Source organism: Arthrobacter sp. GMC3, assembly GCF_002929305.1.
Taxonomy (GTDB): domain Bacteria; phylum Actinomycetota; class Actinomycetes; order Actinomycetales; family Micrococcaceae; genus Specibacter.
On sequence record NZ_PJIO01000016.1, the window covers coordinates 1 to 26,288 of the forward strand.

28 protein-coding genes are annotated in these 26,288 nt (G+C 58.3%); 6 read left to right on the plus strand and 22 right to left on the minus strand.

Annotated elements, in window-relative coordinates; translation table 11 throughout:
* Both CXQ94_RS18560 and CXQ94_RS18565 read left to right on the plus strand, forming a co-directional pair.
* The coding region (locus tag CXQ94_RS18560) for an IS3 family transposase (protein ID WP_146070357.1) at positions 1-277 on the plus strand (277 nt) is incomplete at its 5' end.
* Positions 278-1,169: 892 nt separating this feature from the next.
* Complete coding sequence (locus CXQ94_RS18565; protein ID WP_104092084.1) at positions 1,170-2,225, plus strand: hypothetical protein; 1,056 nt, start codon at positions 1,170-1,172, stop codon at positions 2,223-2,225.
* A gap of 99 nt (positions 2,226-2,324) precedes the next feature.
* Here the strand turns inward: CXQ94_RS18565 and CXQ94_RS18570 are convergent, their stop codons facing one another.
* From CXQ94_RS18570 to CXQ94_RS18615, 9 genes are all read right to left on the minus strand, one after another.
* Positions 2,325-3,785: a hypothetical protein gene (locus tag CXQ94_RS18570; RefSeq protein WP_104092085.1), complete on the minus strand. Its 1,461-nt coding sequence runs from the start codon at positions 3,783-3,785 to the stop codon at positions 2,325-2,327.
* On the minus strand, positions 3,778-4,803 hold the full coding sequence (locus CXQ94_RS18575) for a hypothetical protein (protein ID WP_219817088.1): 1,026 nt from the start codon (positions 4,801-4,803) through the stop codon (positions 3,778-3,780). The genes CXQ94_RS18570 and CXQ94_RS18575 overlap by 8 nt, the downstream gene beginning before the upstream one ends.
* A gap of 738 nt (positions 4,804-5,541) precedes the next feature.
* The gene (locus CXQ94_RS18580; RefSeq protein ID WP_104092087.1) at positions 5,542-5,910 is read right to left on the minus strand and encodes a type II toxin-antitoxin system death-on-curing family toxin; all 369 of its coding nucleotides are present in this window, start codon (positions 5,908-5,910) and stop codon (positions 5,542-5,544) included.
* Positions 5,907-6,107 carry a hypothetical protein gene (locus CXQ94_RS18585; protein ID WP_104092141.1) on the minus strand — a complete coding sequence of 67 codons (201 nt, stop codon included), beginning with the start codon at positions 6,105-6,107 and terminating at the stop codon, positions 5,907-5,909. The genes CXQ94_RS18580 and CXQ94_RS18585 overlap by 4 nt, the downstream gene beginning before the upstream one ends.
* A 1,434-nt stretch (positions 6,108-7,541) precedes the next feature.
* Positions 7,542-7,997, minus strand: a complete 456-nt coding sequence (locus CXQ94_RS18595) for a universal stress protein (RefSeq protein ID WP_104092089.1) — start codon at positions 7,995-7,997, stop codon at positions 7,542-7,544.
* 2 nt (positions 7,998-7,999) lie between these two features.
* The gene (locus CXQ94_RS18600; protein ID WP_104092090.1) at positions 8,000-9,526 is read right to left on the minus strand and encodes an MFS transporter; all 1,527 of its coding nucleotides are present in this window, start codon (positions 9,524-9,526) and stop codon (positions 8,000-8,002) included.
* Positions 9,527-10,137: 611 nt separating this feature from the next.
* Positions 10,138-11,214, minus strand: a complete 1,077-nt coding sequence (locus tag CXQ94_RS18605) for an aromatic acid exporter family protein (RefSeq protein ID WP_146070358.1) — start codon at positions 11,212-11,214, stop codon at positions 10,138-10,140.
* 60 nt (positions 11,215-11,274) lie between these two features.
* Positions 11,275-11,649, minus strand: coding sequence for a hypothetical protein (locus CXQ94_RS18610; RefSeq protein WP_104092092.1), 375 nt, complete (start codon positions 11,647-11,649; stop codon positions 11,275-11,277).
* Positions 11,649-12,119: a GNAT family N-acetyltransferase gene (locus CXQ94_RS18615; protein ID WP_104092093.1), complete on the minus strand. Its 471-nt coding sequence runs from the start codon at positions 12,117-12,119 to the stop codon at positions 11,649-11,651. The genes CXQ94_RS18610 and CXQ94_RS18615 overlap by 1 nt, the downstream gene beginning before the upstream one ends.
* 310 nt (positions 12,120-12,429) lie before the next feature.
* Between CXQ94_RS18615 and CXQ94_RS18620 the strand changes: the two genes are divergently transcribed.
* Both CXQ94_RS18620 and CXQ94_RS18625 read left to right on the plus strand, forming a co-directional pair.
* Positions 12,430-13,794 (plus strand): Nramp family divalent metal transporter, encoded by a 1,365-nt coding sequence (locus CXQ94_RS18620; protein ID WP_104092094.1) that lies wholly within the window; start codon positions 12,430-12,432, stop codon positions 13,792-13,794.
* Between the two features lie 49 nt (positions 13,795-13,843).
* Positions 13,844-14,452, plus strand: a complete 609-nt coding sequence (locus tag CXQ94_RS18625; RefSeq protein WP_104092095.1) for a flavodoxin family protein — start codon at positions 13,844-13,846, stop codon at positions 14,450-14,452.
* Between the two features lie 46 nt (positions 14,453-14,498).
* On the opposite strand, the gene CXQ94_RS18630 is transcribed toward CXQ94_RS18625, so the two are convergent.
* The 6 genes from CXQ94_RS18630 to CXQ94_RS18655 all read right to left on the minus strand — a co-directional run bounded on the left by CXQ94_RS18630 (position 14,499) and on the right by CXQ94_RS18655 (position 17,856).
* Positions 14,499-15,308, minus strand: coding sequence for a GAF and ANTAR domain-containing protein (locus CXQ94_RS18630; protein ID WP_104092096.1), 810 nt, complete (start codon positions 15,306-15,308; stop codon positions 14,499-14,501).
* Positions 15,309-15,510: 202 nt separating this feature from the next.
* Positions 15,511-15,786 (minus strand): hypothetical protein, encoded by a 276-nt coding sequence (locus CXQ94_RS18635; protein ID WP_104092097.1) that lies wholly within the window; start codon positions 15,784-15,786, stop codon positions 15,511-15,513.
* Positions 15,787-15,801: 15 nt separating this feature from the next.
* Positions 15,802-16,533: a GAF and ANTAR domain-containing protein gene (locus tag CXQ94_RS18640; RefSeq protein WP_181034303.1), complete on the minus strand. Its 732-nt coding sequence runs from the start codon at positions 16,531-16,533 to the stop codon at positions 15,802-15,804.
* A 199-nt stretch (positions 16,534-16,732) separates the two neighbouring features.
* Positions 16,733-16,957: a CsbD family protein gene (locus tag CXQ94_RS18645; protein ID WP_104092099.1), complete on the minus strand. Its 225-nt coding sequence runs from the start codon at positions 16,955-16,957 to the stop codon at positions 16,733-16,735.
* Between the two features lie 85 nt (positions 16,958-17,042).
* Positions 17,043-17,519, minus strand: coding sequence for a hypothetical protein (locus CXQ94_RS22715; RefSeq protein ID WP_181034304.1), 477 nt, complete (start codon positions 17,517-17,519; stop codon positions 17,043-17,045).
* Positions 17,520-17,589: 70 nt separating this feature from the next.
* On the minus strand, positions 17,590-17,856 hold the full coding sequence (locus CXQ94_RS18655) for a Rho termination factor N-terminal domain-containing protein (RefSeq protein WP_104092142.1): 267 nt from the start codon (positions 17,854-17,856) through the stop codon (positions 17,590-17,592).
* Positions 17,857-18,273: 417 nt separating this feature from the next.
* Between CXQ94_RS18655 and CXQ94_RS18660 the strand changes: the two genes are divergently transcribed.
* Positions 18,274-19,230, plus strand: a complete 957-nt coding sequence (locus CXQ94_RS18660; protein WP_258067229.1) for a cation diffusion facilitator family transporter — start codon at positions 18,274-18,276, stop codon at positions 19,228-19,230.
* A 53-nt stretch (positions 19,231-19,283) separates the two neighbouring features.
* Here CXQ94_RS18660 and CXQ94_RS18665 read toward each other — a convergent pair whose 3' ends face one another.
* Entirely contained in the window at positions 19,284-19,544 is a 261-nt protein-coding gene (locus CXQ94_RS18665; protein WP_104092100.1) for a DUF4235 domain-containing protein, read from the minus strand.
* 292 nt (positions 19,545-19,836) lie between these two features.
* Here CXQ94_RS18665 and CXQ94_RS18670 point away from each other — a divergent pair, with 292 nt between their 5' ends.
* Positions 19,837-20,289 (plus strand): hypothetical protein, encoded by a 453-nt coding sequence (locus tag CXQ94_RS18670; RefSeq protein ID WP_104092101.1) that lies wholly within the window; start codon positions 19,837-19,839, stop codon positions 20,287-20,289.
* A 567-nt stretch (positions 20,290-20,856) separates the two neighbouring features.
* Here CXQ94_RS18670 and CXQ94_RS18675 read toward each other — a convergent pair.
* From CXQ94_RS18675 to CXQ94_RS18695, 6 genes are all read right to left on the minus strand, one after another.
* A complete protein-coding gene (locus CXQ94_RS18675; protein ID WP_104092102.1) occupies positions 20,857-21,126 on the minus strand; it encodes a GlsB/YeaQ/YmgE family stress response membrane protein in 270 nt (89 codons plus the stop codon).
* An 85-nt stretch (positions 21,127-21,211) separates the two neighbouring features.
* Positions 21,212-21,775, minus strand: a complete 564-nt coding sequence (locus tag CXQ94_RS18680; RefSeq protein WP_104092103.1) for a Dps family protein — start codon at positions 21,773-21,775, stop codon at positions 21,212-21,214.
* 653 nt (positions 21,776-22,428) lie between these two features.
* Positions 22,429-22,653, minus strand: a complete 225-nt coding sequence (locus tag CXQ94_RS22275) for a hypothetical protein (RefSeq protein ID WP_219817089.1) — start codon at positions 22,651-22,653, stop codon at positions 22,429-22,431.
* Between the two features lie 66 nt (positions 22,654-22,719).
* Positions 22,720-23,046, minus strand: a complete 327-nt coding sequence (locus CXQ94_RS18685; RefSeq protein WP_104092104.1) for a hypothetical protein — start codon at positions 23,044-23,046, stop codon at positions 22,720-22,722.
* 31 nt (positions 23,047-23,077) lie between these two features.
* A complete protein-coding gene (locus CXQ94_RS18690; protein WP_104092105.1) occupies positions 23,078-23,656 on the minus strand; it encodes a hypothetical protein in 579 nt (192 codons plus the stop codon).
* A gap of 88 nt (positions 23,657-23,744) precedes the next feature.
* On the minus strand, positions 23,745-26,063 hold the full coding sequence (locus tag CXQ94_RS18695; protein WP_104092106.1) for an FdhF/YdeP family oxidoreductase: 2,319 nt from the start codon (positions 26,061-26,063) through the stop codon (positions 23,745-23,747).
* Positions 26,064-26,288: the final 225 nt, after the last annotated feature.

The window sequence follows — 26,288 nt, forward strand, 5'->3', positions numbered from 1 at the left end:
TTCCAACGCCTTCGTCCGGACCCTGAAGAGCAATGGCCTGACCGGGTCGATGGGCCGGGCGGGTGCGTGCGCCGACAACGCCGCGATGGAGTCATTCTTTGCGCCCCCACAGAAGAACTTGCTCGACCGGCAGCGCTGGGCCACGCGGCAGGAGCTGCGGCCGGCGATCGTGACCTGGATCGAGAAAACCTACCACCGAAAACGCAGCCAGCGCCGCCTTGGCCGGCTAACCCCGATCGAGTTTGAGACAATGAATACCGGCCTCAAAGTCGCCTAGAAACACTAAACCCCGAGAGTCAACGAAACCCGGGGCAATCCCCTTGATCTAGTTGGTCCTCCGTGAGCTTCTTGACACGCCGAATTGCCCCCTCGTCAGACAGCCGATAATTGTGCATGTCAATGGGTGTCAACATCATGGGTACATATGCCGCTCGGATCCCTGACGGTGTGACATCCTCGGGAGTCACGGCGCCCTCCCCGCATTGCTAACCAGGTCGACGAATGGCCGGAGGGCAGAAGCGTCAAGGCGGAGTCTTCGCCATCGATTCGATCGACATGGTTTGTACAGCGATTCACGTCACTTACGAAGACCGCTAACAGACCGCCAATTGGAAAAATTACACTATCGACCGTCATGCCCAAGGTGCCGGAGCGCCCCAACTCAATGTCTATGTATCGACAGCAGGCGGGACGATCACCGAAACCCCACCAGCCCTGCAGCAGTCGGTACCTGCCCCAAGTGAGGCGGGCTTGCCGAACTTCAACTGCTTACAAAGGCTTGTCCAACAAAGTTATCGGCGACTGAGCGCGACGTTCAGGCACAGTTGGAGCGACAGTCCCCGCATGTGCATGTTTCCACCTGCACCAATCAACAGAAATACGTCAGAGGATGAAAGGAGCGGAATCCTCTAACCCTTGCTTTGCTGCAGACAACTTGTGAGGCATCTCACGGAGGCAGCATAGCTAGGACCCTCTGAGTCCCCCACTCGTAGACAGCGAAAGTACCAAATCGCTGAGAATTCTATTCAGATCGTGCGTGTATAGTCGCTTGCGCCAGAGATCCAACGCCCCGGGCAATATTTCCTTCTTCGCAATTACCGAGGCGTAGCGTAGCTTCACCGGCTAAAGTTGATCCCCCAAGTCGCGAATCAACAACGTGGAGTGAGTGCATGCGCAACATCGGAAAATATACCTTGGTCGGCCCTTCCGCTGATGATGACTGGACCCCGGAACAAATCATTCTCGACACGAATGTGCTCATCGATATTCGGAACTTCTACTTCGGGGAAGGCCGTGTGCCGGCCGAGTTAAAGGACCTGCTGCTCGAGTTCCCCTATACGGCCCGAAGGCGGTTCGTGGAAATCAACTATGGATGGGCCACTATCGAAGCGTCTTGGGTACGAGGGACAGGCGTAGATCTAGTTCAACGACGACGCCTGGTCTATGCCGCTGAACAGGTGCTCTGGTGGGACCGTAAGCAGATTATCAAGCAGTTCGAGGAGTATCGACGCCCGCCGGTTGCTCGTGACCGAAAGTGGGGGCGAGTGCCGCTTGAAAACGAAGCGGACCAGCCCGACCCGAGGATTATGCTCATCTCACACTATGGGTCGCTTCTCTACCTACTCTCGTTGGAAAAGCAGCGGGCGCGGAGAAAGTCAAAGGGCCCACTCTGGGCTATCCAGCAATACATTACCTGGGTGACCGACGTCTTCGGGGTCCGGGATTCCTACACGCTAAACCTCGCCACCATGCTCCTCGCCGGCGACGGCGAATCACAGAATGCTGTGCGCAGGATCCTCAAGTTCAAGGACACTGCCACCCCAGAAGAGATGTCCAGGATAGCCTGGAATGTAGCCTGGGATATCGCCATGACCAGCCTCGGCGAAGGGATAACCTACGGCCTTCTATCTGGGGCGCGGAAGAAGAAGACCGTACTTGTGACCTATGACGCAGACCCAACCCTTCTGCGATTGGGAACGGAGCTCAAGGCAGTGATCGACACAGGAAATGGTGTCATGCCGTTCTCGCGGATGAGGTCTTCGCTGAAAGTCAGCCACACCGATCTTCAGAAGATTATCGACCTTGATCCGCTCGATGCATGGAGACGCCTAAGCCGAGACCCCGCAACGTTGATGAAGCAGGCAGCTAGGGCGGTGCAGGACTTAGAGTCAGAGCTCGGTGTCCCCGTTTCGTTTTACGAAGAGGAAGAACTCAGTCTTTCCTGATCTCTCAGCTCTCAATCCAGGGGAAGGGACTGCCCCCGGTTTCATTGACTCTCAAGTAGGGCAGGGGCAGCTGTCTCGTTTGGGTTTGCCTGTCGAAGGCTACTCGAGAAAGTAGGAAAGAGCCTTGTCTTTGGTGTCGAGTATTTCCTCAGTGGGCGCACCTCGTTCTCGTGCGAGTTCAACCGAACCAATCAGCGCAACCTGCATGTCAGGAGAGAACGCCCGTTCTAGCAATACCAGGTAGCTAGACATGCTTTTCTCTAGCTTCTCGATGAGTTCGTTGTGCTGAGTTGAAAGGCCTTCATCAAGCGCACGCAGATCACTAAGGTAGCGGTTGATCAGTTCCACTTCTTTCTTGGACAGGTTGGAAGAAACGGCCCTGTACATGATGGTGCCGACCGTGTTGCCAATAACAGCGCCGAGCACCGGCACGGGAATCAATGCTTGTCCAATGAATGATGACAAAGCACCCACGGCAGCTTCTAGGCAAACAAGCTCGGAGTTCTCAATGAATTCGAGCTCATCAATCTCGCCCTTGCGGAACTTGTGGGCCTGTTCGGCCATGCCAAAGGTGGCGGTGACTACCGAACTGGCGACTGCTGCCGATGTTACGGTGAAGTTCGTCAGAGAATAGATACTCAAACCTCTGACTCCGCCCCTAGCGACTCCGATGCCGGTTTCCGCACGGATCGCGGACCAATCTTCCTCACTGAAGTCCTTGAGTCGTTTCCCTTCTCTGCGTTTCGCCGTCACAGCCAACACAAAAGTAGTCCCGCCTTCAACGATGGCGGCCACGACGGTAGTTTGTGCACCTTCCTGGAGCTTCGGCCGACTCCCCCGGTAGGCGTTGTCGCGCAGTGCCTGGTCTGTGGACCTCAGTGAATCCTTCTCGGCCTCCAAGGTGGACTCGTAAGCACCCTTTTGCACGTCGCGGTACTCGAGCTTTGAGGGTTCCAGTGCGTCGATACCGATCGATCCCTCGCTGAAGAACGTGTCCACTCTCTGCCAGTCTTTGAACGACGGACCCTCCCCGCTTCGGGACAGCAGTCGTACGGCTTCGTCGGGAGATATGGAGCGCAACGTTTGGATCTTCTCGAAATGGTCGCGAGGAATCTGATACCTTCCCCCGTTCTTAACGTAGTCAGGATATTTGCCTAAGTGTTCCGTGACTGCGCCCAACGACAAACGGCCCCCTGCGGCGGAGAACTTCTGTTGAATGTCTATTCCTCTGCGCACCATGTCCACGGGACCGTTGTCATTGACCCACTGGTAAACGGCACCCTTACCAAGGATCTGTTCCCTTGCGTTGCCGACCCCGACTTCGGCGATCTCAGCGATGAAGCCGTGCATTCCCTTGTGCCCGCCACGGTTGGTCAATACGATTTCGAGGTCAATCGTCCTCATGGCTTCATCAACACTGGTGATCGCGTCCCGGAGATTCACATCCTGTTTCGCGAAGGAACTCAGAAGGGTGTCTATCCGGAGCTGGTTAAGATAATTAACCCAGGAAGCGACGGCCTGCTCCTGGCTGGTCTTGATAAGCTTCTCCACCTCACTCATCGCCAGGGCCCTCCTCGATCTGCTTGCTAAGCAAGGCAGCACACGACTTCGTATTGTTGACCAATACTGCAAGCCGCGATTGCTCAGCATCACCCAAGGCTGAGAAATCAGCGTTGAAGAACGTAACGCACTCTCCATAGAGGGCCACCAACGCCTCACGAAGGGAGGTGGTCTCATGCAAGAGGACCGCAATCTGGGCATCCATGCTCTTAGCAAACGCGGTGTTCTGCTTCACCGCAGTGAGTGCCGCCTCTTTTGCCTCTCGATTCTCAAATTTCTTCTTGGTAAAGAGCACGATCGACGTGAGCAGGGTCGCACCAGCGATCGTCCATCCAATGGGGCCTGCCAACGCGAGCAAAGCGCTCCCGGCAGCGGTACCACCACCTCCGGCAGCCAGTGCCCCGCCACCGAGCCATGCCAGGGTGGCATTGGTGGCAGCTGCCCCCGACAGGGTAGAGATTGCGGTACCGGTGGAAGCCGTCCCAAACGTGGTCGCGACCCATACGGCTGCCGTCGGCGCCATGCTGGCAACGGCAGCCGCGGAGGTGAAACCAGCCCCAGCGGCCGCGGCTGATCGTCGCGCCGCCTCCAGGTCCCGTCGAGCAAACTCTTCAGATTGCAAGAATTCCTTCTTGTTCAACACTATTTCTTCGAAATCGGTCTCGAAGCTCTTCGGCGTGTTTGCAATACTGTTCACCAACATTTCGACCAGCTCGATCTGATCTGTTGAGCGTTCTCGTTGACGTAGCAGTGATACACCCTTATCGCTCATAGCGGTGAACACACCGTTGTATTCGGCAACGGCCTCATCGTAAGGTTCAGGTGCCCTTACTGTCAGCTCCTCGACCTTTTTCTTAGCAGCGCCGGCCTGGTCAACAACATGATTCGACGCGACTCGGGTGGCCTTGAAAATAGTCTCAGCGGCCTTGCCAAGACCATCAGTAGTCCGAGCAACGCCCTCCTTGGCACTACCGATTCTGAATGGTCCAACCATCGCAATCCCCCAAACCGCATGCACTCAAACCCAGCCAAAAAGGTTAGGCGCTGTCTTGGAAGAAAGACTATCTGAGACCACAGACAGTCTTTGGTCAGCAATCGCGCACGCAAACCAGCACGCCAATTTGCCCAGCCCCAGAATCTTCCTCGCAATAACTACCCACAGGCTACCAGCGAGATGACTCAAGAGCAGGCGCACCAAGGAGACAGGGGCAGCCTTAGCGGATCACTGGCCTTGTTCGACCAGGAGCCCTCATCAACCGGCAATCCCCCCCAACAACTAGAGCTTCAGGGGGGCGCAGCCACGGTCAACTTGAACGCCTGGCCAAAAGCCACCCCACCAACGTCGTCAAGGCTCCGACGCACCATGAACTAGGTGAAGGGGAAAGTATCCCCGAGCAGTCAGAAAGGAACCGCCAATAACAAACAGCTATATCAGTGTCAGAATCCCAGGACGCCGCACAATAAGATCCCGTCAAGGGGAGCAACCGGTCAACAGCTGTCAACATCGTGTCAACACTTAAACACGAAAACCCCCTGTGACCAGGGGGTTTAGCGTGCCCAAGGTGGGATTCGAACCGGCTTTTAGCCCTTGCAAACACTGGGAAGTGGCGAGTTACTGCGGAAGTTCGGCCCAGTACGACGCAGTCCGGACCGGTCCAGAAGGAAAAGTGTTCCTGGCGGGAACAGGCCCATTTTTATGAATCCTGGCTAGGTACTCCCGCCGACTCCGACTAGAGCCTACTGTCCTTGCCATCGGTTAGCGAGGAACAATATGGGACACGATCGTCGCGGCCGATTGTTCCAATCCAATATTTCCAGCGTCCACTCCCAGGGCAAGATCAAACGCGTCGTTTGTCGCGAAGTTGTGCTTGAATCCGTTGATCCAAAGAATTGACACCATCAGTGTCCATGCAGTGCGCTTGTTTCCGTCCAGAAGCGGGTGAAACCTGGCCACTGAATCCAGCAACGCCGCTGCCTTCAAGGCAAGGTCCGGATATGCTTCCGTTCCCAGCACGGTGGTTCCCGGACGGGCGAGGGCGGAGCCAAGCAGGCCGATGTCCCGGATATGAAAGCCATAGTCGTCGACGACTTGGAGAGCATCCTCAATATCGAGATACTGCGTCATGCATCAGCGAGGCGGGTCAACAGCTCGGCATCATGGCTCTTGACGAACTCAATGCTCGCAGCGATTTCACGACGACGCCGGTGACGTTGCAGCACCATCTCGGCGCCCTGAAGCAGCAGCGCGGACTTTGAGGTGTGTTCCTCAAGAGCAAGCTTCTCCAGCTCTCGATCCAGCTCCTCGGGTACTCGCAGATTCATAGCCATACCTCATGGTACCACTCCGGTACGTAGCCTGCCCAATGGGAATTGAGCTCACAAGTTTCCGTTCACTCAGAGCAAAGTGCAGGAGTCGCAATCGCTACCTGTAACCCGTGCTTTGGTGCTTCCAACGGGGACGTAGCCGAGTCTGAGATTATTACCGGTCCACCAACAGCGACGGCTCGAGTCAATGAAACCGGGGGCAGTCCCCTCTGCATTGTCGAGCTGGGTTCCATGGAGCTAGATAAACGAGGTGCTGAGCTCCTCTTTCAAGTCATGACCATAGAAGCGTCGACATGATGTGCAAATTTAGTCGATACCCAAAATTCCCACCCAATCATTTCTGCGCCACTGCGCCCCGTCGGACACGAAATATCCTTCGCCCCCACAAATCTGACTCCAAATACTGTCGGCGGGGGGTGAGCAAGGCGGATTCCTTGGCAGCTTTCTCATGAATGGATTTAGATGACATTTTCAGGTCGACCTTCCTACCCGCCTTCATTCCTGGTGACGGCAAGCAAACGAATTGATAAACGATAATGAAAATATCCCTATCAAGATTCCAACCGTCAAGCTTGGCCCGTAGGGATTGAGAATCATTAAAGTCGAAAATTATTTGGCAAGAAAATTTAGGCAAACATCATCCGCGGAAACAGTTTGCCAGAAATTTTGGGATGACCAACTATGGCCACTACCTCCGCGCCATTGCTTAATTGGAGTGTGTAATTCCATTGTATCGACGGTGCCACCTTCGACCACCTAGGGCATTGAATCATGGACGGCGACAAAAGCCTGGGCTACTATTGAATTATCAGCATAGGCGCTGATCGCCTAAGCAAACGGCAGGGGTCCGAACTTCCATAATTTCGAGTTGGCATTTGAATTTATTGTTAGGCCGCAAATTTGTGGGGCCACGTTCGAGCTGGCTCAGAGTTGACCGACCTCATTCACGACAGGACTTGGCGAGCCTCATCGCGCAAAGTGCTGCCAGTCGTCCTTGGGAGGACAACATGACGACTAGTCCGCCAACTAAGAATCACATCATCGATCAGCAAAGCCACGCCACTCAGCCATGGTGTTCGCGTTGCGACTCCGACAAACACCTTGTGGTCGAGTCCATTGGTCCCTTGTCCCCAACTGCGCGCGATCTAGTGGAAATCGAGTACTCGTGCGCCGAGTGTGAGAGTTTCTACGCCCACCAGGCTACAGTTTGCCAAACGGCCAGCCTGCTGCAAACGGACACGGGAGTGCCTGGTGTGCTGCGGTTCGGACACGAGTACTTCCACTGCGGGGAAGTCATGCAACCGGCCGGGGACGACGACCGACCCTGGAAACTGGCAGATGTCGTAAACGCAGACAGTACTCTTCGCTGTCGCTGTGGCTTTCGACTGGTCCGACCGCTCTAACGGCCTTGCCGGAGCGTCAGCCGGTTCTCTAGACCGTATGCCCCGAATGGTTTACCGGTGGCAAGACAAGCACCGGGCAGGAGACTTGGTAGATGATTCGGTGCGCAAGCATGGGCGAACGTGTTGCCACCGGCCGCCGTGGTGCGTCGAGGACAAGTAGCTCAGCGCCTGCTGCGGCATGAACCAGGATGGTTGCGGGTGCCCCGAGAATCAGCTCACAACTCACTTCTTCTGTGGCCCAATCTGCTTGGGCGACGGCGGCGGCAACTTGCTCCTTCAGCTGCTCTTCAGCGGCGCGCTGCTCTGCTTCCACGTCGCGGGTCACTCCGGGCATGCGCCCGCCAGGGGATGACGGGGGCCGGGGCGGACGCCATGCCTGGACGGCTACCAACTCGGCATGGCGCCACCGCGCTTGTTCTATCCCTGCAGCCAGGGCCCCTGGGGACCCGCTCGAGGCACTAACCCCCACAACTACCCGTGACATTCTCAACCCCTAACTTCCGGTTCTTGTCCCCCGCGGGCATTTGATTCGCCTAATTCACCGTTGCGCCCCGAGGTTCCGGTAGCGTCCGGAGACTTTTTGACTTTCGAGAGGGGGTCAGCGATGGACTCAAGCGACTGGCGCTCCGCGTCGATGCCAAAAATGAGGGCAATGACCCCGCCCACAACCATGACTGCCGCGCCCAAGTAGTAGCCTGCGGCGAGAGGTCCTCTGCTCGATCCATCACCAATCATGGAACCGTAGAGGACGGGTGCAATCGCACCGGCAATCTGCCCAATTGCGAAGAAGTAGGAGATAGCCTGGCCTCGAAGTTCAAGGGGGAAAATCTCACTGACGGTCAGGTATGCCGAGGACGCCCCAGCGGAAGCGAAAAAGAACGAAACACACCAGAAGATGGTTTGTGTGGTCGCCGTCAGCGCGCCGGCTTGGAACATGGCGGCGGATACCGCCAAAACAAGTCCAGAGATTACGTAGGTGCCGAAGATCATCTTCCTCCGCCCTACAGTGTCGAACAACGGGCCCAGAATTAGCGGTCCGAGCAGATTTCCTATGGCAAAGGGGAAGAAGTAGAAGGTGACCCCGCTCAATGAGACGCCATAGAACTTTTGCAAAACCAAGGCGTAGGTGAAAAAGATAGCATTGTAAAGAAATGATTGGGTGACCATCATGCTGAGGCCCAGAAAAGTTCTTTTTGGATACTGGCGCAGGAACACACGTGCCACTGTCCCAAATGGGATGTTGGGCAGGGGTGTAACTTCCAGGGCCTTGGAGTCGTCCACCTCCGAAAGTTCGTGCCCAGCCGCCCGAATATCAGCCTCGATCTTGTCGACGGTTCGCTCTGCTTCCTCCTCGCGGCCATGCGTCATCAGCCAGCGCGGACTTTCCGGGATGTGCCGCCGCAGGTAGATGATAATCAGCCCCAAGAAGGGGCCAATGAAGAAGCCAATCCGCCAACCCCAACTGTTGGCGAAGTCAGTATTTGCCAACAGAAAAAGATTCGCCGTTGCACCCAAAGCCGCTCCCGCCCAATAGGTGCCGTTGACCGCGATGTCCACCCGCCCCCGATAGTGGGAAGGAATTAGTTCATCTATGGCCGAGTTTATGGCCGTGTATTCACCCCCGATACCCATGCCCGCAATGAATCTAAAGATCCACAGGAACCACATGGCGAAAGCAAGCCCGCCGATTCCGCTTCCGGCAAGATAGATCGCCAGAGTAAGAATGAACAGTCGTTTCCGGCCCAACTTGTCCGCAAGCCTGCCGAAGTAGAGTGCACCAACCACTTCGCCAATTAGATAGATGGTTCCGGTAAGACCGACTTGGGTTGGGGACATGTTCAAGTCGTGCTGGAATCCAGCGGTGGCAACAATCTGGACTTCGAGGCCGTCAAGGACCCAAGAGATACCTAGACCGACGATGACTGCCCAGTGGAATCTGGTCCAGGGCAGCCGGTCCATTCGTGCCGGCACGAGCGATCGTACCTGCTTGGGCATCGCGTTAGTCGTCGCCATAACTTGTCGCCTCGATCTCAACACTCACGGAAAACAATTCCAGTGGTGGGGTCAATTGCCGAGTGGCCCGTCGCCATTGAACTTTCACAAACGCACTCTTCTTATCCTTCTAGTTATTCTATTTGTGCACGGCATTCCTGCGTTGCCATCCAATGGCCCCGGTAACGACGAACAAGACAATCCCGATGATTGCCAACCATAGAAGGCCTTTCACTGCAAATCCAAAAAATGCAACGGCCACCCAGACAACGAGCAGCAAGACAATAAGTCCAACCATTGTTCCCACCTCGACTATATTTGCACGCGCTTTTCCAATTCCAGGAAATGGTCTTTGACGCCTCTGGGAAGGTTCGAGCCCTCATTGGTGGCAGCTTTGGCTTCACGTGTTTTTGCATGGACGGGGGCTGCTTCCCGTGCTCCAAGATTGCCTAGGCAGGAACTACGAATATCGTCCTGCGAAGGGCTCTGGAATCTATTCTCCGCAATTGGCGGTTGATTCTTAAGCGTATGCCCGTTCGCTGACTTCCGCAATGATTTCGGTTCCCGAAAGGGACTCCAAATGGTACGTCAACCAGCCTGCACCTGAAGGCCTAGCGCTGGGCAGGATGGGATCAGTCTTCTTTTGAGTCCGCTGACCTGTGGCGCAACGTTACAAGGATTCGCTGCACATCCAATGCGACGGCGACCCCCGGGTTCAGGGCAAGGACCGCCTTGCCGTCCGTGTTGGCAAGTGCGGCGGTGAGGCCTTGGAGCGCGGCGTCTGAGTCCTCGAACAATTCCGCATCAAGTTTCCTTTCGTCCCACGCCTTCAATAGCTCGGCCAGTGTTTGAAGGCAACGGCTCACCGGCTCGTTTAGTTCTGACTCCAGATGAACGTCGAGGTGGCCGGGCCAGATGGTGCCGGTTAACACTTCCGTGATGTCTCGTACGTAGACGGTGAGATTTTCCAGAACTTCCATGTCCCCTAAGCTCTCCTGCACACGGCGGTGACGGGAGTGGCGGTAGGCGCGAGGATTGGCTTTGTGGCTCTCCCTGGCCCCGTGGACTGCACCACGGATCTCACTGACGGAGGATGCCAACGTCTTCTGGCGTCCGGCCCAATCCTCATGAGCCGGCGGCCACTGCTCTGTGAGGGCCTTGGCCATGTCCTCGAGTTGGCTGCTCAGCACAAGGCGTCCTCGCGAGATACGCAGCCTGGCGGCGTCGAGCGTCAAAGGCGGAAAGATGGTCACATTGACGATCAATCCAACCACCACGCCAAGTCCCATTTGTATCGCGTAACCCACCGAAAAAGCGTCGGCATCCCGCCCGCCAATGATCAGCACCAGAAGCGTCGCGACAGGCACGTATTCCCCGCCAGCTCCCAAACGTGTTTGGCCGGCGAGAAGCACGCCCACACCTACGGCGACGGAAATGGAGACTATGTTGGGGCTGCCCAACATCAAGACGCCAGCGGCAAGCACAATGCCCAGAGCCAGACCGATGAGCGTTTGCAGGCCCGCCCGTATAGAGCCCATAAATGTGGGGTACATGCTGACAAGTGCCCCCAACGGAGCATAGTAGGGGTACTTGTCGGCGGAGCCAGGCACGTGAGTTCCCAGAAACCAAGCGATTCCCACTGCCACGGCGGCTTTGGCCGCGAGCAGGATTCGCTGGCCGGTGACCGTTTGCTTCACCCAAGCCTTCATGCTCCCCGTGACGGCATTCCCGCCGGTTATGGACACTCCCCCACGACCGGGCACCTTTGCCTAAACACCGTCGTTGCCAGGCTTCTGCCTGACGTCGGGGTCAAGGGCGTCGGCGTCACGACGAACCCTTGCAGCCTCATCATTTTGGGCACTCGCGACAGTGTTGCGTTCCTCGGCCTGGGCACTCAACCGCTCGGCGTCGACGTTTGCCAGTTCGGCCTCCGCCGCAGTGCCTGCCGCGGCGGCCCGGGACTCACGCGCATCCAACGCTGTATCGCGGGCGGCGACCCTCATCGTAGCGGCCTCTTGTCGGTCGGCACTCTGCTGCTGGGCGTGTACTCGTCCGCGTCGGCGTCCAAGCCCGGCGAGTATTCCAATGACGATCAACAAAATGATGATGACAATGACGATCCAAATCCATCCCATGGTAGACATCACGCGATTTCCTTTCGTTGCGACGGGGCGCTTTGACGCGTGACCCGAATCCGGTGGGTCGCTGCTTCGGATTGCGCGCCTAACCGGAAGCGCTGATGGACTGCGGCCGGAACCAACGCGATGTAGCTCGGGTTCTCCCGCATAAATTCACGGGTGACGGTGCAGTACGGGTGGACGGAGATACGGCGCCGGCTTGCATCGTCTAGCACGTCTCGGATGAGGGCCTCGGTGGTGTGCGAATCGGCTTCACGGGTGAGGTGAGTAAACAACAGCCACATCTCGGAGCCGCGCATGCTGTATCTGGTAAAACCGGCAAGTGTGCCCGCACGGTACACCTCGAACTGTGACAACTGTTGGTTGTGCGAAAAGGCAAGTGTGGGTCGCGCCCAAGCGTTGGGACTGTCTGCAGCAAGTGCGTAGGCAGATGAAAGGGAGGTGGCGGTGTAAGTAAGCGCAGAAGAAGGTTCCATGACAGCCCCATACGTAGTGGGTTTGGCGGTCCTCTGCTCGACCAACTTCAGCTTACAAACCTGAGGAGCACAAGACAAGGGCACGTTGCTTACCCGGTGGTATCGGCGCCCAATTTCCGGTTTCCGGCCGACGCCATGGTGGGCGCGTAGACTAGGACTAGGTTTAGTGCAAAGCCACCCATTCCCGTTCCGTTATGCGGAACAAGTGGAATCGAGGGCCCATGGCCCACCTGACTAATATTGGATTAAGAGCCCCCGGACAAATGATCCCGGGACGCCGTCTGAAGTTGCCCCCATCGAGCAGCCCGGCATGAGCGTGCGCCGCGAAGTAGCAGAGCGAGAACAGACCGGGCCCGACGATGGTCAGCCCGGAGCAAAGGTCCGGCGCCGGAATCCGGTTGCTAGGTTCTTTGGGATTCTTGGCCCGGGTGTGGTGACGGGAGCGGCCGACGACGACCCCTCCGGTATTGCGACCTACTCGCAAGCCGGCGCCACGTTCGGCAACGGCCTCCTGTGGACAGTGCCCGTCACGCTTCCATTGATGATGGCCGTCCAGGAAATTTGTGACCGCATGGCCCTGGCCACCGGCGACAGTCTGGGCGCCTTGATCCGGCGTAAGTTCACCCGCGGATTCCGGATTGCCATCACCATATTGGTAGTTGCCTTGATCGCGGCCAATATTTTGAACCTGGCCGCGGACCTCAATGCTATTGGCCAGGGTATGACGCTTTTGAAAGCGGGCCCCAGCTTTCTATGGAGCGCAATGGCCGGGGCCGGTGTCATGGCGGCAGTTACCTTTGGCTCCTTCGAATGGATCGGCCGGATCTTCAAATGGCTATGCCTGGTGCTCCTTGTCTACGTGGGTGTCCTCTTTGTCTCCGGTGTCGACTGGGCCGACGTCGCCCGCGGCTTGGTGGGCTTGCAATTCCAGTTCTCACCGGCATATCTGGGACTGATTGTTGCCGTGCTGGGCACCACTATCTCCCCCTACATGTTCTTCTGGCAGTCGGCCCAACGGATCGAGGAACTCCGCGCCGAATCTAGAGGCGGGGACAAAGCTCCGGCATTGGAGGAACGCCCCCGGGGCGAGGCCCGCCGCACCTTGCGTAATGGCAGGGCTGATGTCTTCACCGGCATGGCCTTTAGCGTACTTGTCATGTTCGCCATCATCGCCTCCTCCGCCGCGACTCTCGGGACGCAACACAAAACCGTCAGCAGTGCCGCCGACGCTGCCCAGGCGCTGGAGCCGGTCGCGGGAAGTTATGCAGGGATCCTTTTCGCCCTGGGGTTCATTGGTTCCGGAATGCTCGCGGTGCCCGTTCTGGCCGCCTCCGGGGCCGCGGGACTGACGGGCCTGTTGAACAAGAACTGGGGACTGGCACGAAAACCCGGCAAGGCCCCCCTTTTCTACGTCCTGCTCGGGGCCGGCATGGTTCTGGGAACAGTCCTCGCCGTTATCGACACCAACCCCATCGGGTTACTAGTCCTTAGCGCCGTGGTCAACGGAATCACTGCTGGCCCCTTCCTGATCATCATGATGATCATTTCCCGGGACCGAAAAATTATGGGCAAATACCGAAATGGCAAACTCTCAACAATCCTTGGCTGGACAACTACGGTCCTGATGTGCCTCGCCGGAGCCTACGGAATTTGGTACACCATCACCGGCGGCTGACCAACGCACCGGCACACAAACATCCCCCAACACCATCAGGAACGGACTCATGACTAATCTTTCAGCCATCGCCATCATTTGCACTCTCACACCTTCCCCCGCAGCGTCCAGCAGCGAACTGTTGGCTAAGCATGTTTTGGGCCAACTCGAACTTCACTCAGTCACTACCTCTTCGCTACGTGTAGTGGATCATGACGTCAAGCGGGGGGTGCAGGTGGATATGGGCGACGGCGATGCCTGGCCAGCCATCAGGGAACAAATCCTCGCCGCGGACATCTTGGTGCTATCCACGCCCATCTGGATGGGCCATCCCTGCAGCGTTGCCCAACAAGTGATGGAACGCCTGGACGCCGATCTTTCGGAAACCGACGCCCAAGGCCGCCCCATCATGTATGGGAAAGTAGCAACGGTCGCGGTAGTTGGAAACGAAGACGGGGCCCACAAAACGATTGCCGACATGATGCAGGCCCTGAACGACATAGGGTTCACTCTCCCAGCTCAAGGCGGAACGTATTGGGTGGGTGAAGCCATGCAAACGCTGGACTACAAGGACCTTGAAAAGGTACCGGATCCGGTTGCCTCGACCAACGCTGGACTGGCCCGAAACGCGGCCTATTTGGCACGGTTCCTGAGTGAAAACAATTACCCGGCCAGCTAAAAAGCGCCGGCCGGGCGCCTGCTACCAGTTCAAAGCCCACTCACTGTCAGTCAAAATGCGTTGCGACGTTGACATGGCTGAGGTTCTCCAACATTTCCTGGGCCACGGTTCGTACTTTCTGATTTCGAGACGAAGCGGCCCTGCTAAGAATCTCAAACGCAGCAGTTTGCGAGCAGCGTTGCTGGCCCATGATCACCCCCACCGCCAAATCAATGGTGGTGCGTGACTTCATAGCTTCCTGAAGGTCGTCGGCCGTTTGCTGCTTAACGCCAATCCGGACAGCTAGACGCAGGGCCAACTGTACTTGAGTGGCGTATTGCTCAGCACTGGCTACTATTCCTTCGTCAAACGCGTCTGGGACGGAGGAAAAGAAATTGATCGAAGCAGCAGCCCCTTCGTCAAGGATCAAGGGAACGGCCAAGACACTGTGCACGTTTTCCTTCAAAAGTTCCCGGGCGTACTTCGGCCAACGATCGTCGGTGAGCGTTTCACGGATCACCACGGTGCGTTCCTCCTGAAGTGCCGTCAGGCAAGGCCCCTGCCCCATGCGCTCCTGAACCTCATTGAGCATGTGCGCCTTGGCGGTGTTTCCTGTTCCTGTCAAGGCTCTGCGTCGACGGTAGAGCGTCACGGCACAGTCCAAGACGGGCCCGCCGTCGACCGTGGCCAAAGCGGCGGAGTACTCGCAGAGTTCGCGCAAGAAATCAGCCACGTCGACACTGTCAATAACGAGCCCTTGCAGTTGCTCAGACACGGTGGTCGACGGACCCTCGGGCACCAATTCCTCCACTGCGCTTACGAAAGTACCTGCGGGGACGTCGTTGGGTCGTTCATCATCGGTTACGTTCGTCGTCATCAATGATCCTTAGTACGGCGCCCGTGGAAAGATCCGTGGACGATCAAGGCCATGTATTCCCGCCGCCAGGTAGGCTATCGCCCATCCGCGGCAGAAGCCCCGACACTGCAGGCCTCCACTGCTTGAACGCCTCCTCTCATTCTAGGCGCATCCAATAGTTCCAGCGTCGAATTGTTTACTCGCGCCCAAACAGAGCGGCCTCTCACGGCTTGGGGAACTCCCCCTCGGGGTCATGGGAGAAGGGAATCCTGATGTCAAGAGTCAATGCCATGAATTGCTCATTGAGAGCCTGAGCCAGCAGGTCGCGTTCGAGGACAGGAAACGCATGAGCCTCGCACAGGTAGGCCTCTACCTCAAACTGCCCGGCGGAACCACCCAAGGCAAAATATTTCAACCACAACTCACCCACGGTCAGCTGTGCAAGCGCTAACGCCCACCGCAGATCCGTGAATTGTTGATCGTCATCGTCAGTCCCCATGGCCGATCCCAGCCGCTACTTGCTATGCCGGGCAGCCGCCTCCACTAGCCGCACCGCCGTATCCCTGAGCGTCGCACGGTCTGCGACGGCCAGTTTCATCAACTTTTGCATGGCGTCCTCTTCGCCAACCCCGCTGCGCTCCATGACCAGCCCCTTGGCCATACCAATGAGGTCGCGCGAACGCAACGCGTGCTGCAGCTCCGTGCTCAGCCGGTGGGCGCCTTCCGCTGACTGCGCATGCTCAAGCAAAACCGTGGCCTGGGCCACCAACAATTCCAGGACCCGCCGCGCATTGGTGTTAAACGCCCACGCCTTATCCGAATATACTTTCACCGCACCAAAGGACCGCCCGCCAGAGTTCATGGGGACGCTGATGCAGGCCGTAACGGCCAACAATGCAACACTTTGGGACCACCGCGGCCAGCGCGGGTCGGTGGCGACGTCGTCGACCACCACCGTCTCTCCTGTAGCCCACGCGGTGAGACATGGACCTTCCTCCAAGGCGTACTGCAAGGCATCGGCTTCTTCGACGATGGGATCTGAGGCGGCCATACTTGTCTTTCGGGCGTTTTCATCGATGAGGGTGACCCCGGCACCCACTGCATCCGGGAAGCTGAGTTTGGCGGCTTCCGTGATCAGCTTGAGCGTTTCCGCCACGGTTTTCTCGCTCAGTAACAGCCCGGAGGCCCTGGCCGCAACCGTCGCAAGTTCGTCAGCAAGGGGAAGTGCCTCTTCTGCGTTAATCACTGTGAGCTCCTCCTGTCCGGACGCTCGGCAAGCATCACACATTCATCTATTAGTTCTTCAAGACTACACACGGTTGCTGCCTTTAGATCTCCCTCTGTGGCGATCAAAGTGCAAAGAGGCAATTGCCCTGTGGAACGCATGAACGGGGTGACCGGCCAGAGAAGCATGTCACCCCGTCCCTTCGTGCGATGGTGGGCGCCTAGACGCTGCGCGCGCCACCCTCGGTGTCATCGGTGTGGCGGTCGGCGGCATCTTCCTTCAGGTGCGCCTTAGTGTCTGCCAGCTTGTCCTTGGCGACTCCCTTGGCATGCTCAAGCTTGCCTTCCATCTCCTGGGACTTGTCATCTCGTGCCTTGCCAACAGTCTCCTTGACCTTTCCGGCAACCTTGTCCTTTGCCGCATCCATCTTGTCTCCGATACCCATTGCATTCCTCCTTGTGTGTTTGCTGTTCCTCTTTGGTGTGTTCTTACATGGCCGACGACGGACATGTCCGCCGCCGGTAACTCCCCTAGTCCTTGGCTGGCCCTAAATCCTCAAGGTAGCTCTTCCCTCCCTCATCGGAGTAAAGGACAAAGTCCGGATTCGGCCGGTTATCTTCGTCAGCAGTTGCTGCTCGGCGGGTGGGGGGAGCATCGATGGCAGAGCGTTCCGCATCGCCCAATACGGCACCCAATCCGTGGGCGTCCTTGGTCGACTCGCCCGGAGAGATAACTTCTCCTTGTCCCCGCGAGTTTGCTGCCTCCGGCACAGGACTCTGGCCGGTGGCTGCAAAGGTGTGAATACCTGAACGGCGCCAACTGACGTTGACTTCGGCCGAACCGTCGTCGGGCGTCTGGACAGATGTTTCAATCTCGTCCTCAGGGGCGCCCATTTCCCACAGTTTGTGCTGATAGGAACCTACCAATTCCGTCAGCGTGCCCTGGTTCCATTCACCTGGGCGCATATGTGTTGAAATTTCCACTGGTTCTCTGTTGATGTCATTCATCGCATTCTCCTGGTTCGGTTGAGGCGGCGGACGTGCTGAACTGCTCTTGAGCGCACGGCTCACTACGCTGCTAAGAATCGCGCAACGCCGCGATCAGTTCGTCCTTGCGTTTCCTTGAGTAGCCGCTGAGCCCTATGTCCTTGGCTTTTGCCCTGAGCTGCGGCACCGTCCACTCCTCGTAGGCAGGGGATTTGCCGCCCCTGCGGCCCACGGAGGAACGTCCGTCTCTTGCCGCGGCATTGGAAATTCTGGCCGCCTTCTGGGCCGAGGCGCCGTCGTCTCGCAGCGCCTCATACATCTCCGGGTCTTTGATACTGGGGTTTTTATCTTGCGGCATGTCGCTCATCCTTTCGAGTTGTGCATTCGTCAGGGGCTTTAGGGTAATTCGGGGCGTCACGTGCATTTCCAAGCTGCCCAATGAATGTAGTGGCAGGGTGGGCGCAAGTTGTGCGAGGAATGGTGGAACACCTAAGGGAGGATAAGTCGGAAACGCCGTTAGTTGGCGCGTACGCTGCTCGCTGTATTCCACGGGCCGATGGTTGCTTCATCTCCCACTTTCAACTGTATCGGGGACTGGCCGCAATAGCCATGCCCCCTCCAGCCCGTTGGCGGGATCGGGGTCGCATTTACCAAGCGCTAAGAGGCCATAATCGTCGCCGTGGTGCCACTTCCTAGTTCTGTCAGCGCGGCGCACAATGAAATATGAGCTTGCAAGTGGTGCAAGTGCCTGCGCGCCAACGTCAAGGAGCCCGAATTGCCCACGGAAAGTCCCGACCCAAACAATTCCCGTCCTCGCGTTTCCCCCACAGTGGTGCTGGCTTTCTGCATGAATGTTGTGGTGGCTATGGCCAAGACCGCCGCCGCACTGCTCACCGGTTCGGCGTCCATGGTGGCGGAGTCGGCGCACTCCTGGGCGGACACCGGCAACCAGATATTTCTGCTGTTCGCCGAACGCAAATCCGCCCAACCGCGCGACGCCACTCACCCAATGGGGTACGGGCGTGAAGCCTATGTGTGGTCCATGTTTGCCGCGTTTGGGCTTTTCGCCGCCGGAGCGGCAGTTTCGATCACCAACGGCGTGCAACAACTCATTGCCCCTGAGCCGGCCTCCGACTTTGCCATTGCCTACGTTGTGCTTGCCATTGCCTTTGTCCTTGAGGGTTCTTCCTTCCTGCAGGCGCTGCGTCAGGCCCGTGGCGATGCCCGCAAACAAGGCCGTGCCATCTTGGAGCATGTGCTGAACAGTTCCGACGCAACTACCCGGGCGGTGTTCGCCGAGGACGGGGCCGCACTAGCAGGGATCGTCATAGCGTTCGCGGGAATCCTGGCCCACCAGTTGACAGGATCTCCCGTCCCGGACGCGCTAGGCTCCATCGCCGTGGGTGTCCTGCTCGGTTGCATAGCGGTGGTGCTGATCCAAAAGAACCGGCGCTTCTTGGTGGGCCAGGCAGTCACACCCGAGGTCAGGCGAAGTGTGGCCGCCCAGTTGATGGCAGGCACTGACATCGTCCGTATCACCTACCTACACCTGGAATTTGTCGGGCCCCGCAAACTGTACTTGGTGGCGGCCGTCGATCTCGCCGGTGACAGGCCCGAATCCGAGGTGGCCCGCAGGCTGCGTGCCATTGAACGGATGATTGAAAACCACGATGTCATCGAAGAGGCAGTCCTGACGCTCGCCACGGAGGAGGAGCCCACGCTTGATCTGTGAGTAGGGTGGAAGAACACCTCACAAGCACCGCGGGCACACCTGCGTGGTTGGCGCTATACGTGGTGGGATTTGGCTTCCAATTTCACCGCGGCCTTCTTGCCAAGGCGCTGGGTGATGACTTGGATGGCTGCCCCGGAAATGGCGGTTGTTAGTGCAAACGCCAACACGCCGGGCAGAGGGTTTCGAAGGTCTGTGGCTTCCTTGGGAGGCTCGTTCCCTGTGCCCTTGCGCCAGGCTGCCTCCAACGCCTTGCGGGCCGCGGCGCCGGCTGCCAGGCTTGCGCCGATACTCAAAAGCTTGATCAGGATTTTCATGGCATGGTCTCCATTTTCTGCTCTGAACGATGTTGCTTTCACCACCCACTGTTCCGAACCAGGCGGGGTTTCGCAAGCCGCCGCTTGTGGATAGAGTGAGAAGGACGGTCCATTCCTACGGACCTCCGGTCGCCGGCCACGCGCGGCACGGGCCCCGAGCAGTGGGGCATTCCCCGCGTATGTCTGGGCCTTTTGGCTTGGCCGCAACCGGCCCGCATATTCACGGCCAGTATCGCAGAAAATCCATCACGGCTGGGCCGCTCAAGCGACGCAGCGATCGAAGGAGAACCTCATGAACACTTACGACGCCACCAATGACAAGCACAACCCCGCGAAGGCGGAGGGCGGCTACGGGGCCCCGGTCCCCGAGGACGAACTACCCGATGGTGCCGACACCAACCCCGGTTCACCGGATCCGACCCTGCGCGGTCAGGAAGGCGACGTCGAAGCCCTGACCAGTGATGAAAGCCTGGGCGTCCCGGAGAAGAACTTCTTCGACAAGGAGGATGCCGGCAGCGACGGCGAGCCCGGGGCGGGAAGGCTTGGCGGAACCGATGAACAATTCCACGACGAGCTCGCCACCGCCGACGCCGACGAGGCCCGCGTGGACCCCCGCGATGAAACTCCCGTTGAATTGCCCTCCAGTGAAGCGCCTATGGACGATGGGAATACCGAGCGCACCCGTGATGGGAGGGAGTCCTTCTCCTCGGAAAGTGACGCCGAAGCGGGCGGTGACGACACCTAATCGGCGCCGGGAAAATCCATCCACTCCGAAGGCGAGGAGCCGGTTTCATGACTACTGAAGTTCCCAGCGAACCCCGCAAAGCACCGAGTACCGATGCTTTGCAAGAGCTGACGCAACATGGTGGAGTGCTCTTGGATGCGACATCCCCCTGGGTCTGGGCAAGATCTGGCCATGCTCGATGGCTTGCATGCTGCGGCACAGCGATGCAACGAAGACACACCGGCCACGCTGAAACTGACTCGAACCCTGAGCTCGGCAGTCCCCCTACATCAACAAGGCCGGACTCTGGCCTTGTTGATCCGGACTCTGGCCTTGTTGATGTAGTTGACAACGCTGGGTGCAGCCGGCTTGAGCTCCGCGCGCCTCATCGAAGCCGCATCTTGACGCCCTGTCCATCCTTTCCCTGGCGGGACAGGATGAACTCAATGTGGCAGGGGCTTCGCCAGCCGGGATTCTTTCAAAGGTAGTCATAGCAACGGCGGATCGGCCGTAAGCGTCGGCTCCGATCTGACCCGCCGTTGTCATGAAGGCGGGGCAGTCTTAGCGTACTTTTGGCGTAGTTGCTGCCTAAGCCCTGCTCTTGGAGCGGCCTGTGATTGCCCCGTAGACACCGGCAACGACCAAGCCACCGACGATAGCGAGAATCCAAGAGCCGAGGTTCCAGAACCGCATGTCCCCGTGGCCGAACAACAAATCCCCAATCCACCCGCCAACAATGGCGCCGACGACGCCCAGAACGAGGCTGGTGATCCAACCGCCACCGACACTGCCTGGCATGACTGCCTTGACGATGGCTCCGACAATCAAACCGAGAATAATCCATCCGATGAAGCCCATGATTCCTCCTTGAGAAACGTTGCTTCAGTAATGGGATGATTTTTGTTGGAAAGGCGGGGCTGCTCCCTGCCTCGCAACCGTCTATCTATTTCTTGGCGGTTGATGCGCCGGTTTTGTGGCCGGGCGACTCTTCGTGCCGGAGTTGCCCGTCGTCATTTTCCAGATGGGCGCGCATGAACCATTGAAAAAGTTCAAGCTTGGCAGTTTGGCCGATCAGCATGTCTTCGGTGACGGGGTCAAGTTCCCCAGTGGCGGTGATTGCGTCCCTATGGCTTGAGACCACGCCGTCGTAAACAATGTCAAGTGCGGACAAGTGCTCGGTGGTAGAGGCGCGGCCAATGGCGTAGTCGTCCCAGGACCGCGCCTTGACTAGCGCCCCCGGAAGCCCATTCGGGGAGACACCGAGGGTGGCAACGCGCTCGGCTGTTTCATCAATCATGGCCCGGACCAGTTCAATTTGGGGATCGAGCATTTCGTGGACCCCGATGAAGTCACGGCCCACCACATTCCAGTGTGCGTGCTTGAGTGTGAGTTGCAGGTCATTCAGGGCATGCAACCGGTCCTGCAGGATGGTTGCCACGTGATGCCCATCCTTGAGGGACAAGCCTGGCACGGTAAATTTTGCAGTGGAAGTCTTCTTGGAAACCATTGGAATTCCTCTCTAAGCGGCGATTTTTCATCGACCGTCTTATTTTCACCGTAGCGAATGCCCCACCGTAATACCACCACCCTTTTGATGAAATTCGGCCACAGGCCTTGCAGTTACTGGGATCCAAGCAATTTTATTGCTGTGTAATGAAACGCTTTGCGTGTCCGTTGAGGTATGAGCGCGAGTGCCGCCAGCCCTTGTTAAATGCGGCCAGCATGGGTGCCACCACCCACTGCTGTAGTGCAACAAACCATGACCAATGGCGTTGCGCAAGTAGTCAAAAATCACTAGCAACGGAGCCCGCCAAAGCCCAAACGCCCACTGCATGAGGCTGATCCCCGCTATCGCCGGTCCGCTCAGCTGGACCACCCGCCCACCTGATGCCAGGGCCAGAAGGCGAACGCCGGCCAGCACAGTAATAGCCGTTGCGCCCCTGTCGATCCAATCGGCGGAAACTATGCACTTCCGGGGATCCACACCACCCCATCAGGCACAATTTCACTACAGTGCTGACCACCAGATACAGCAGGACGCCGATTCCCCACAGGGCAACCGCAACTTCGGCCAGAAGAGTTCCACCCCCCGACGACACCTAAACCGAGACGGAGAGGGATAGAGACTGGGTTTCAACCACCCACAGCAGCCAGCTCCCGTCAGCGGACGAGGCGGCAGCGGTCACGCGGGATTTGGACGAACAGTCCAACCACCAGCAGGGCAAGTGCGCCGGTAGCCAGCAGCAACAACCACATTGCCAGGCCATGGTGTCCCACGTCGTCGAACGCTGCAGAGACTATCCCCGTCGCCATCACAAAGGCAAAGGCCGACGGAGGTATATGTGCCCCTACCAGCGACCGGCGTAACATCACTGCATTCGCCACAGCCATTTGGTGGTGGCGAATGCAGTGTCCACTCGGCGGGCAACCCGGGTCGGCTTCGCCGCCCGATCAGCGGCCCCCATAGTGTGCCACCAATTCCTCCGCCTCCTCCTGCGTGAGGACCCAGTCCCTGTTCTGTCGGGGCGGTGCATCAATGACGTCTTGCGAGAATGCCACGTACAGGGCCAAGCCATCGATCCAGGCGCCATCCAGCGGGATGAACGTCTCCGACATGGCGAGCAGCCCGGGGGCCAGTGTCACCCACGCCACCTCGCGGGTGCCATCGGGGATATAGAATCGGCCAATGGTGCCAATTTGTTTCCCGGCGATGTCATTGACGATCCCTCCGTTCTGGATTAAATGGTTGAGATCATCTTGATGGATCAAGTTGTTCATGCGCGATTCCCTTCAGTCGATAGGTTCTGGGCTATAGCGGCAGATTCATGCCCGAGGCAATGTTCAGTACGGTGGCGAACGTCAAGTACATCAGCCACAGACCCGTCAGGATGTGGAAGAAGCCCAAGGCGCGCTCCCCGGCTTTGATGCCGATGCTGTGCACGAAGTCGCTCACATAGACGCCGGTCAGCCCACAGAACAGCAGGCCCACCGGCCAGTCGCCAGCTTTGAAAAACACCACCAGACCCAGAACGGAGATGAGGGTGAAAGCTACGGCCATTCCCGCGTTTGGGCGGGGGTCGCTGCCCTGCCAGCGGTTGTAGCCCAAGGCAAACCAGTGAATGCCGTAGGCGGAGAAGGCGAGAGCGGCCATGTATAGGGCCGGGTCCTTAAATACCTGAAACCAGGTGAGGCCGACGAACAGGTAGATGCCCGTGAGGAGTTGGCAGAACCCTGGCATCCAGATGCCCCAAACACCGGTGGATTTGTCCACCGCCGTATCGCGTGTGGGCCAGCGGAAGAGTTCTTGGGGCCCGTAGATTAGGTAGCCGGTGCCGAGCCCAAAGAAGCCGAGCGCCAGCGGGACGAACGCGGATATTTCAAATGACATCTCGAATTTCCTTTGACTAGGATGCGCATCAATGGTTTCCAAGCAGGGTCATAGGCGCGTGCCTTCTTTCCGGCGGGCGAGAAAGACGTCAGTGGGTTGGGGCGAAATCAGGTGCTTGGGCCTTCTCAAGCCGTACGACGACGGACTTGGAGATGGGCGTGTTGCTGACCTCGGCCACGTCATCCAATGCGACGAGGACGTTTGCCTCTGGGAAATAGGCAGCAACACAGCCCCGGGCCGTCGGGTAGCTGATGATGCGCTGTTGGGCCAGGACCCGATCGACGCCATCGGCGGCCTCGCCGTGAACATCCACATAGTCACCGTCTGTGAACCCCAACTCTGAGAGATCTTCGGCATTCACTAGAAGCACGTGCCGACCCTTCTTCACCCCACGGTATCTGTCGTTGAGGCTGTACATGGTGGTGTTGAACTGGTCGTGAGACCTGATCGACTGGAGCAGCAAACGACCCGAGGGGACCTCGATGGTCTCCAAATCGTTCACGGTGATCATGGCCTTGCCACTAGCTGTGGGGAAGGTACGGCTGTCCCGAGGAGGGTGGGGAAGCACGAAGCCCTCGGGCTGGCGAACTTTGGCGTTGTAATCTTCGCACCCCGCACAAACGTGGCCGATGTGTTCGCGCAGCGTGTCATAGCTGGCCTCAAAGCCAGCCCAGTTCACCGGATGGTTCTCACCGAGTACGGCGCGGGCCAGCCGGGAGACGATCGCGACCTCTGAGAGGACCGTCGTCGAAATGGGTTCGATTCGCCCGGCGGATCCGTGCACGGCACACACGGTATCTTCCACGGTCACGAATTGGGGGCCGCCGGATTGCCGGTCGATCTCGCTGCGCCCCAGCGTGGGAAGGATCAGCGCCTGGTCGCCGACAAAGGCATGGGAGCGGTTGAGTTTCGTGGAGATTTGCACGGACAGTGTGGTTTTTTGCATGGCCGTCTGAGCCACAGTGGTGTCCGAGACTGCCGAGACAAGGTTGCCGCCCATGGCGATAAGGATTTTGATCTTGCCGTCGCGCATGGCCCGGATACTGTCGACGACGTCGAGTCCTGGCTCCCGGGGCGGGTCGAAGCCGAACTCGCGCTGCAGTCCGTCCAGGAACTCTGCCGGCATCTGCTCCCAGATGCCCATGGTGCGGTCCCCCTGGACGTTGCTGTGGCCGCGGATGGGTGAGGGGCCAGCCCCGGGCTTGCCAATGTTGCCGCGCAGCAGCATGAGGTTGATGATTTCTTTGATCGTGGGAACGGCTTTCTTGTGCTGGGTCAGCCCCATGGCCCATGTGATGATGACTTTGTCTGCCTTCATGTAGCGGTCCGCTAGCTCGTCAATTTCGGTGCTCCGCAAGCCGGTGGCGGCCAGCACGTCGGCCTCCTCGAGGTGTTCTAGATGGGCCCGGAACTCTTCTAGCCCATGGCAGTGTCTGGTCAGGAAGGCGTGGTTCAACACCGTCCCCGGTGCCGCCTTCTCGGCGTCGAGGACGCGTTTAGAGACCGCCTGCATCAAGGCCATATCCCCGGCGAGGCGGATCTGCAGGTACTGGTCCGCAAGGTCGGTGCCCTTGCCGATTAGGCCACGGGGTCGCTGGGGGTTGCGGAAGTTGATCAGCCCGGCCTCTAGAAGCGGATTGACCGCAACGATGCTGGTGCCGCCGCGTTTGGCATCTTCCAGAGCTGTCAGCATGCGCGGATGGCAGGTGCCCGGGTTCTGGCCCATGATGATGATTAGATCGGCTTTGGCAAAGTCCTCGTAGGAAATCGCCGATTTGCCAACACCAATAACCTCTCCCATGGCGGCACCTGTGGATTCGTGGCACATGTTCGAACAATCCGGCAAGTTATTAGTACCGAAGGCTCGCGCGAACAATTGGTATTCGAACGCCGCCTCATTGCTGGTGCGCCCGCTGGTGTAGAACGTGGCTTCGTTGGGTGAATCGAGGGCATTGAGCTCCCTTGCGATGACGGCGAAGGCGTCCTCCCAGGCGATCGGGCGGTAGTGGTCCTCCCCCGCTGCCTTGTACATTGGCTCGACCAAGCGGCCCTGCTGTCCAAGCCAAAATTCGCTGCGCTCACGTAATGAGGAGACGGTGTGCTCCAACCAGAACGACGCCGGGACTTTCAGTAGGCCTGCCTCCCAGCTCACAGCCTTGGCACCGTTTTCACAAAACTCCGCGGTCTTGCGGTGCGGCGGGTCCGGCCACGCGCAGCTCATGCAGTCAATACCGCGCTTCTGATTCAGGGCTGTCAGCGTTTTGATCGAACGCTCCACTCCCATCTCGGTCAGGGCGAGTGGCAGCGATTCGTACAGGCTGGGCCAGCCAGCCGCCCAACGCTCCGGTGCGCTGACTTTCAAATCCTCATCGCTGGGATCCTCTGACAGTGGTTTTCTGCCTATCATGCCGGCACCTTCTTTATGGAGGCTTTCAGGCACCGGTGTCCGGGCGGGTGCTCGAAGATCCTTGGTGCCGAAATTGGGCCTAATCTCGGTATATCAGCACCTTCCGATCCCAGCAATGGTTCCGGGAGTAAGAGGCCAAAAAAGTTTGCGACTCGCAACTACTATCCAGGCGCAATCCTTGCGAAGCGGGCGCTACCTACCAGGTTCACCCACGCTGGCCAGGTT

What these genes read in the sequence shown, in the direction of transcription:
- CXQ94_RS18685 (WP_104092104.1), bottom strand. Translation starts at nt 23,046, where the DNA reads ATGAACAACTTGATCCATCAAGATGATCTCAACCATTTAATCCAGAAC.
- CXQ94_RS18690 (WP_104092105.1), bottom strand. Translation starts at nt 23,656, where the DNA reads ATGTCATTTGAAATATCCGCGTTCGTCCCGCTGGCGCTCGGCTTCTTT.
- CXQ94_RS18565 (WP_104092084.1), top strand. Translation starts at nt 1,170, where the DNA reads ATGCGCAACATCGGAAAATATACCTTGGTCGGCCCTTCCGCTGATGAT.
- CXQ94_RS18625 (WP_104092095.1), top strand. Translation starts at nt 13,844, where the DNA reads ATGACTAATCTTTCAGCCATCGCCATCATTTGCACTCTCACACCTTCC.
- CXQ94_RS18585 (WP_104092141.1), bottom strand. Translation starts at nt 6,107, where the DNA reads ATGAATCTGCGAGTACCCGAGGAGCTGGATCGAGAGCTGGAGAAGCTT.
- CXQ94_RS18695 (WP_104092106.1), bottom strand. Translation starts at nt 26,063, where the DNA reads ATGATAGGCAGAAAACCACTGTCAGAGGATCCCAGCGATGAGGATTTG.
- CXQ94_RS18675 (WP_104092102.1), bottom strand. Translation starts at nt 21,126, where the DNA reads ATGGGCTTCATCGGATGGATTATTCTCGGTTTGATTGTCGGAGCCATC.
- CXQ94_RS22715 (WP_181034304.1), bottom strand. Translation starts at nt 17,519, where the DNA reads ATGAATGACATCAACAGAGAACCAGTGGAAATTTCAACACATATGCGC.
- CXQ94_RS18665 (WP_104092100.1), bottom strand. Translation starts at nt 19,544, where the DNA reads ATGAAAATCCTGATCAAGCTTTTGAGTATCGGCGCAAGCCTGGCAGCC.
- CXQ94_RS18595 (WP_104092089.1), bottom strand. Translation starts at nt 7,997, where the DNA reads ATGTCACGGGTAGTTGTGGGGGTTAGTGCCTCGAGCGGGTCCCCAGGG.
- CXQ94_RS18670 (WP_104092101.1), top strand. Translation starts at nt 19,837, where the DNA reads ATGAACACTTACGACGCCACCAATGACAAGCACAACCCCGCGAAGGCG.
- CXQ94_RS18635 (WP_104092097.1), bottom strand. Translation starts at nt 15,786, where the DNA reads ATGGGGACTGACGATGACGATCAACAATTCACGGATCTGCGGTGGGCG.
- CXQ94_RS18615 (WP_104092093.1), bottom strand. Translation starts at nt 12,119, where the DNA reads ATGGAACCTTCTTCTGCGCTTACTTACACCGCCACCTCCCTTTCATCT.
- CXQ94_RS18620 (WP_104092094.1), top strand. Translation starts at nt 12,430, where the DNA reads ATGAGCGTGCGCCGCGAAGTAGCAGAGCGAGAACAGACCGGGCCCGAC.
- CXQ94_RS18655 (WP_104092142.1), bottom strand. Translation starts at nt 17,856, where the DNA reads ATGCCGCAAGATAAAAACCCCAGTATCAAAGACCCGGAGATGTATGAG.
- CXQ94_RS18580 (WP_104092087.1), bottom strand. Translation starts at nt 5,910, where the DNA reads ATGACGCAGTATCTCGATATTGAGGATGCTCTCCAAGTCGTCGACGAC.
- CXQ94_RS18680 (WP_104092103.1), bottom strand. Translation starts at nt 21,775, where the DNA reads ATGGTTTCCAAGAAGACTTCCACTGCAAAATTTACCGTGCCAGGCTTG.
- CXQ94_RS18570 (WP_104092085.1), bottom strand. Translation starts at nt 3,785, where the DNA reads ATGAGTGAGGTGGAGAAGCTTATCAAGACCAGCCAGGAGCAGGCCGTC.
- CXQ94_RS18645 (WP_104092099.1), bottom strand. Translation starts at nt 16,957, where the DNA reads ATGGGTATCGGAGACAAGATGGATGCGGCAAAGGACAAGGTTGCCGGA.
- CXQ94_RS18600 (WP_104092090.1), bottom strand. Translation starts at nt 9,526, where the DNA reads ATGGCGACGACTAACGCGATGCCCAAGCAGGTACGATCGCTCGTGCCG.
- CXQ94_RS18610 (WP_104092092.1), bottom strand. Translation starts at nt 11,649, where the DNA reads ATGTCTACCATGGGATGGATTTGGATCGTCATTGTCATCATCATTTTG.
- CXQ94_RS18630 (WP_104092096.1), bottom strand. Translation starts at nt 15,308, where the DNA reads ATGACGACGAACGTAACCGATGATGAACGACCCAACGACGTCCCCGCA.
- CXQ94_RS18605 (WP_146070358.1), bottom strand. Translation starts at nt 11,214, where the DNA reads ATGAAGGCTTGGGTGAAGCAAACGGTCACCGGCCAGCGAATCCTGCTC.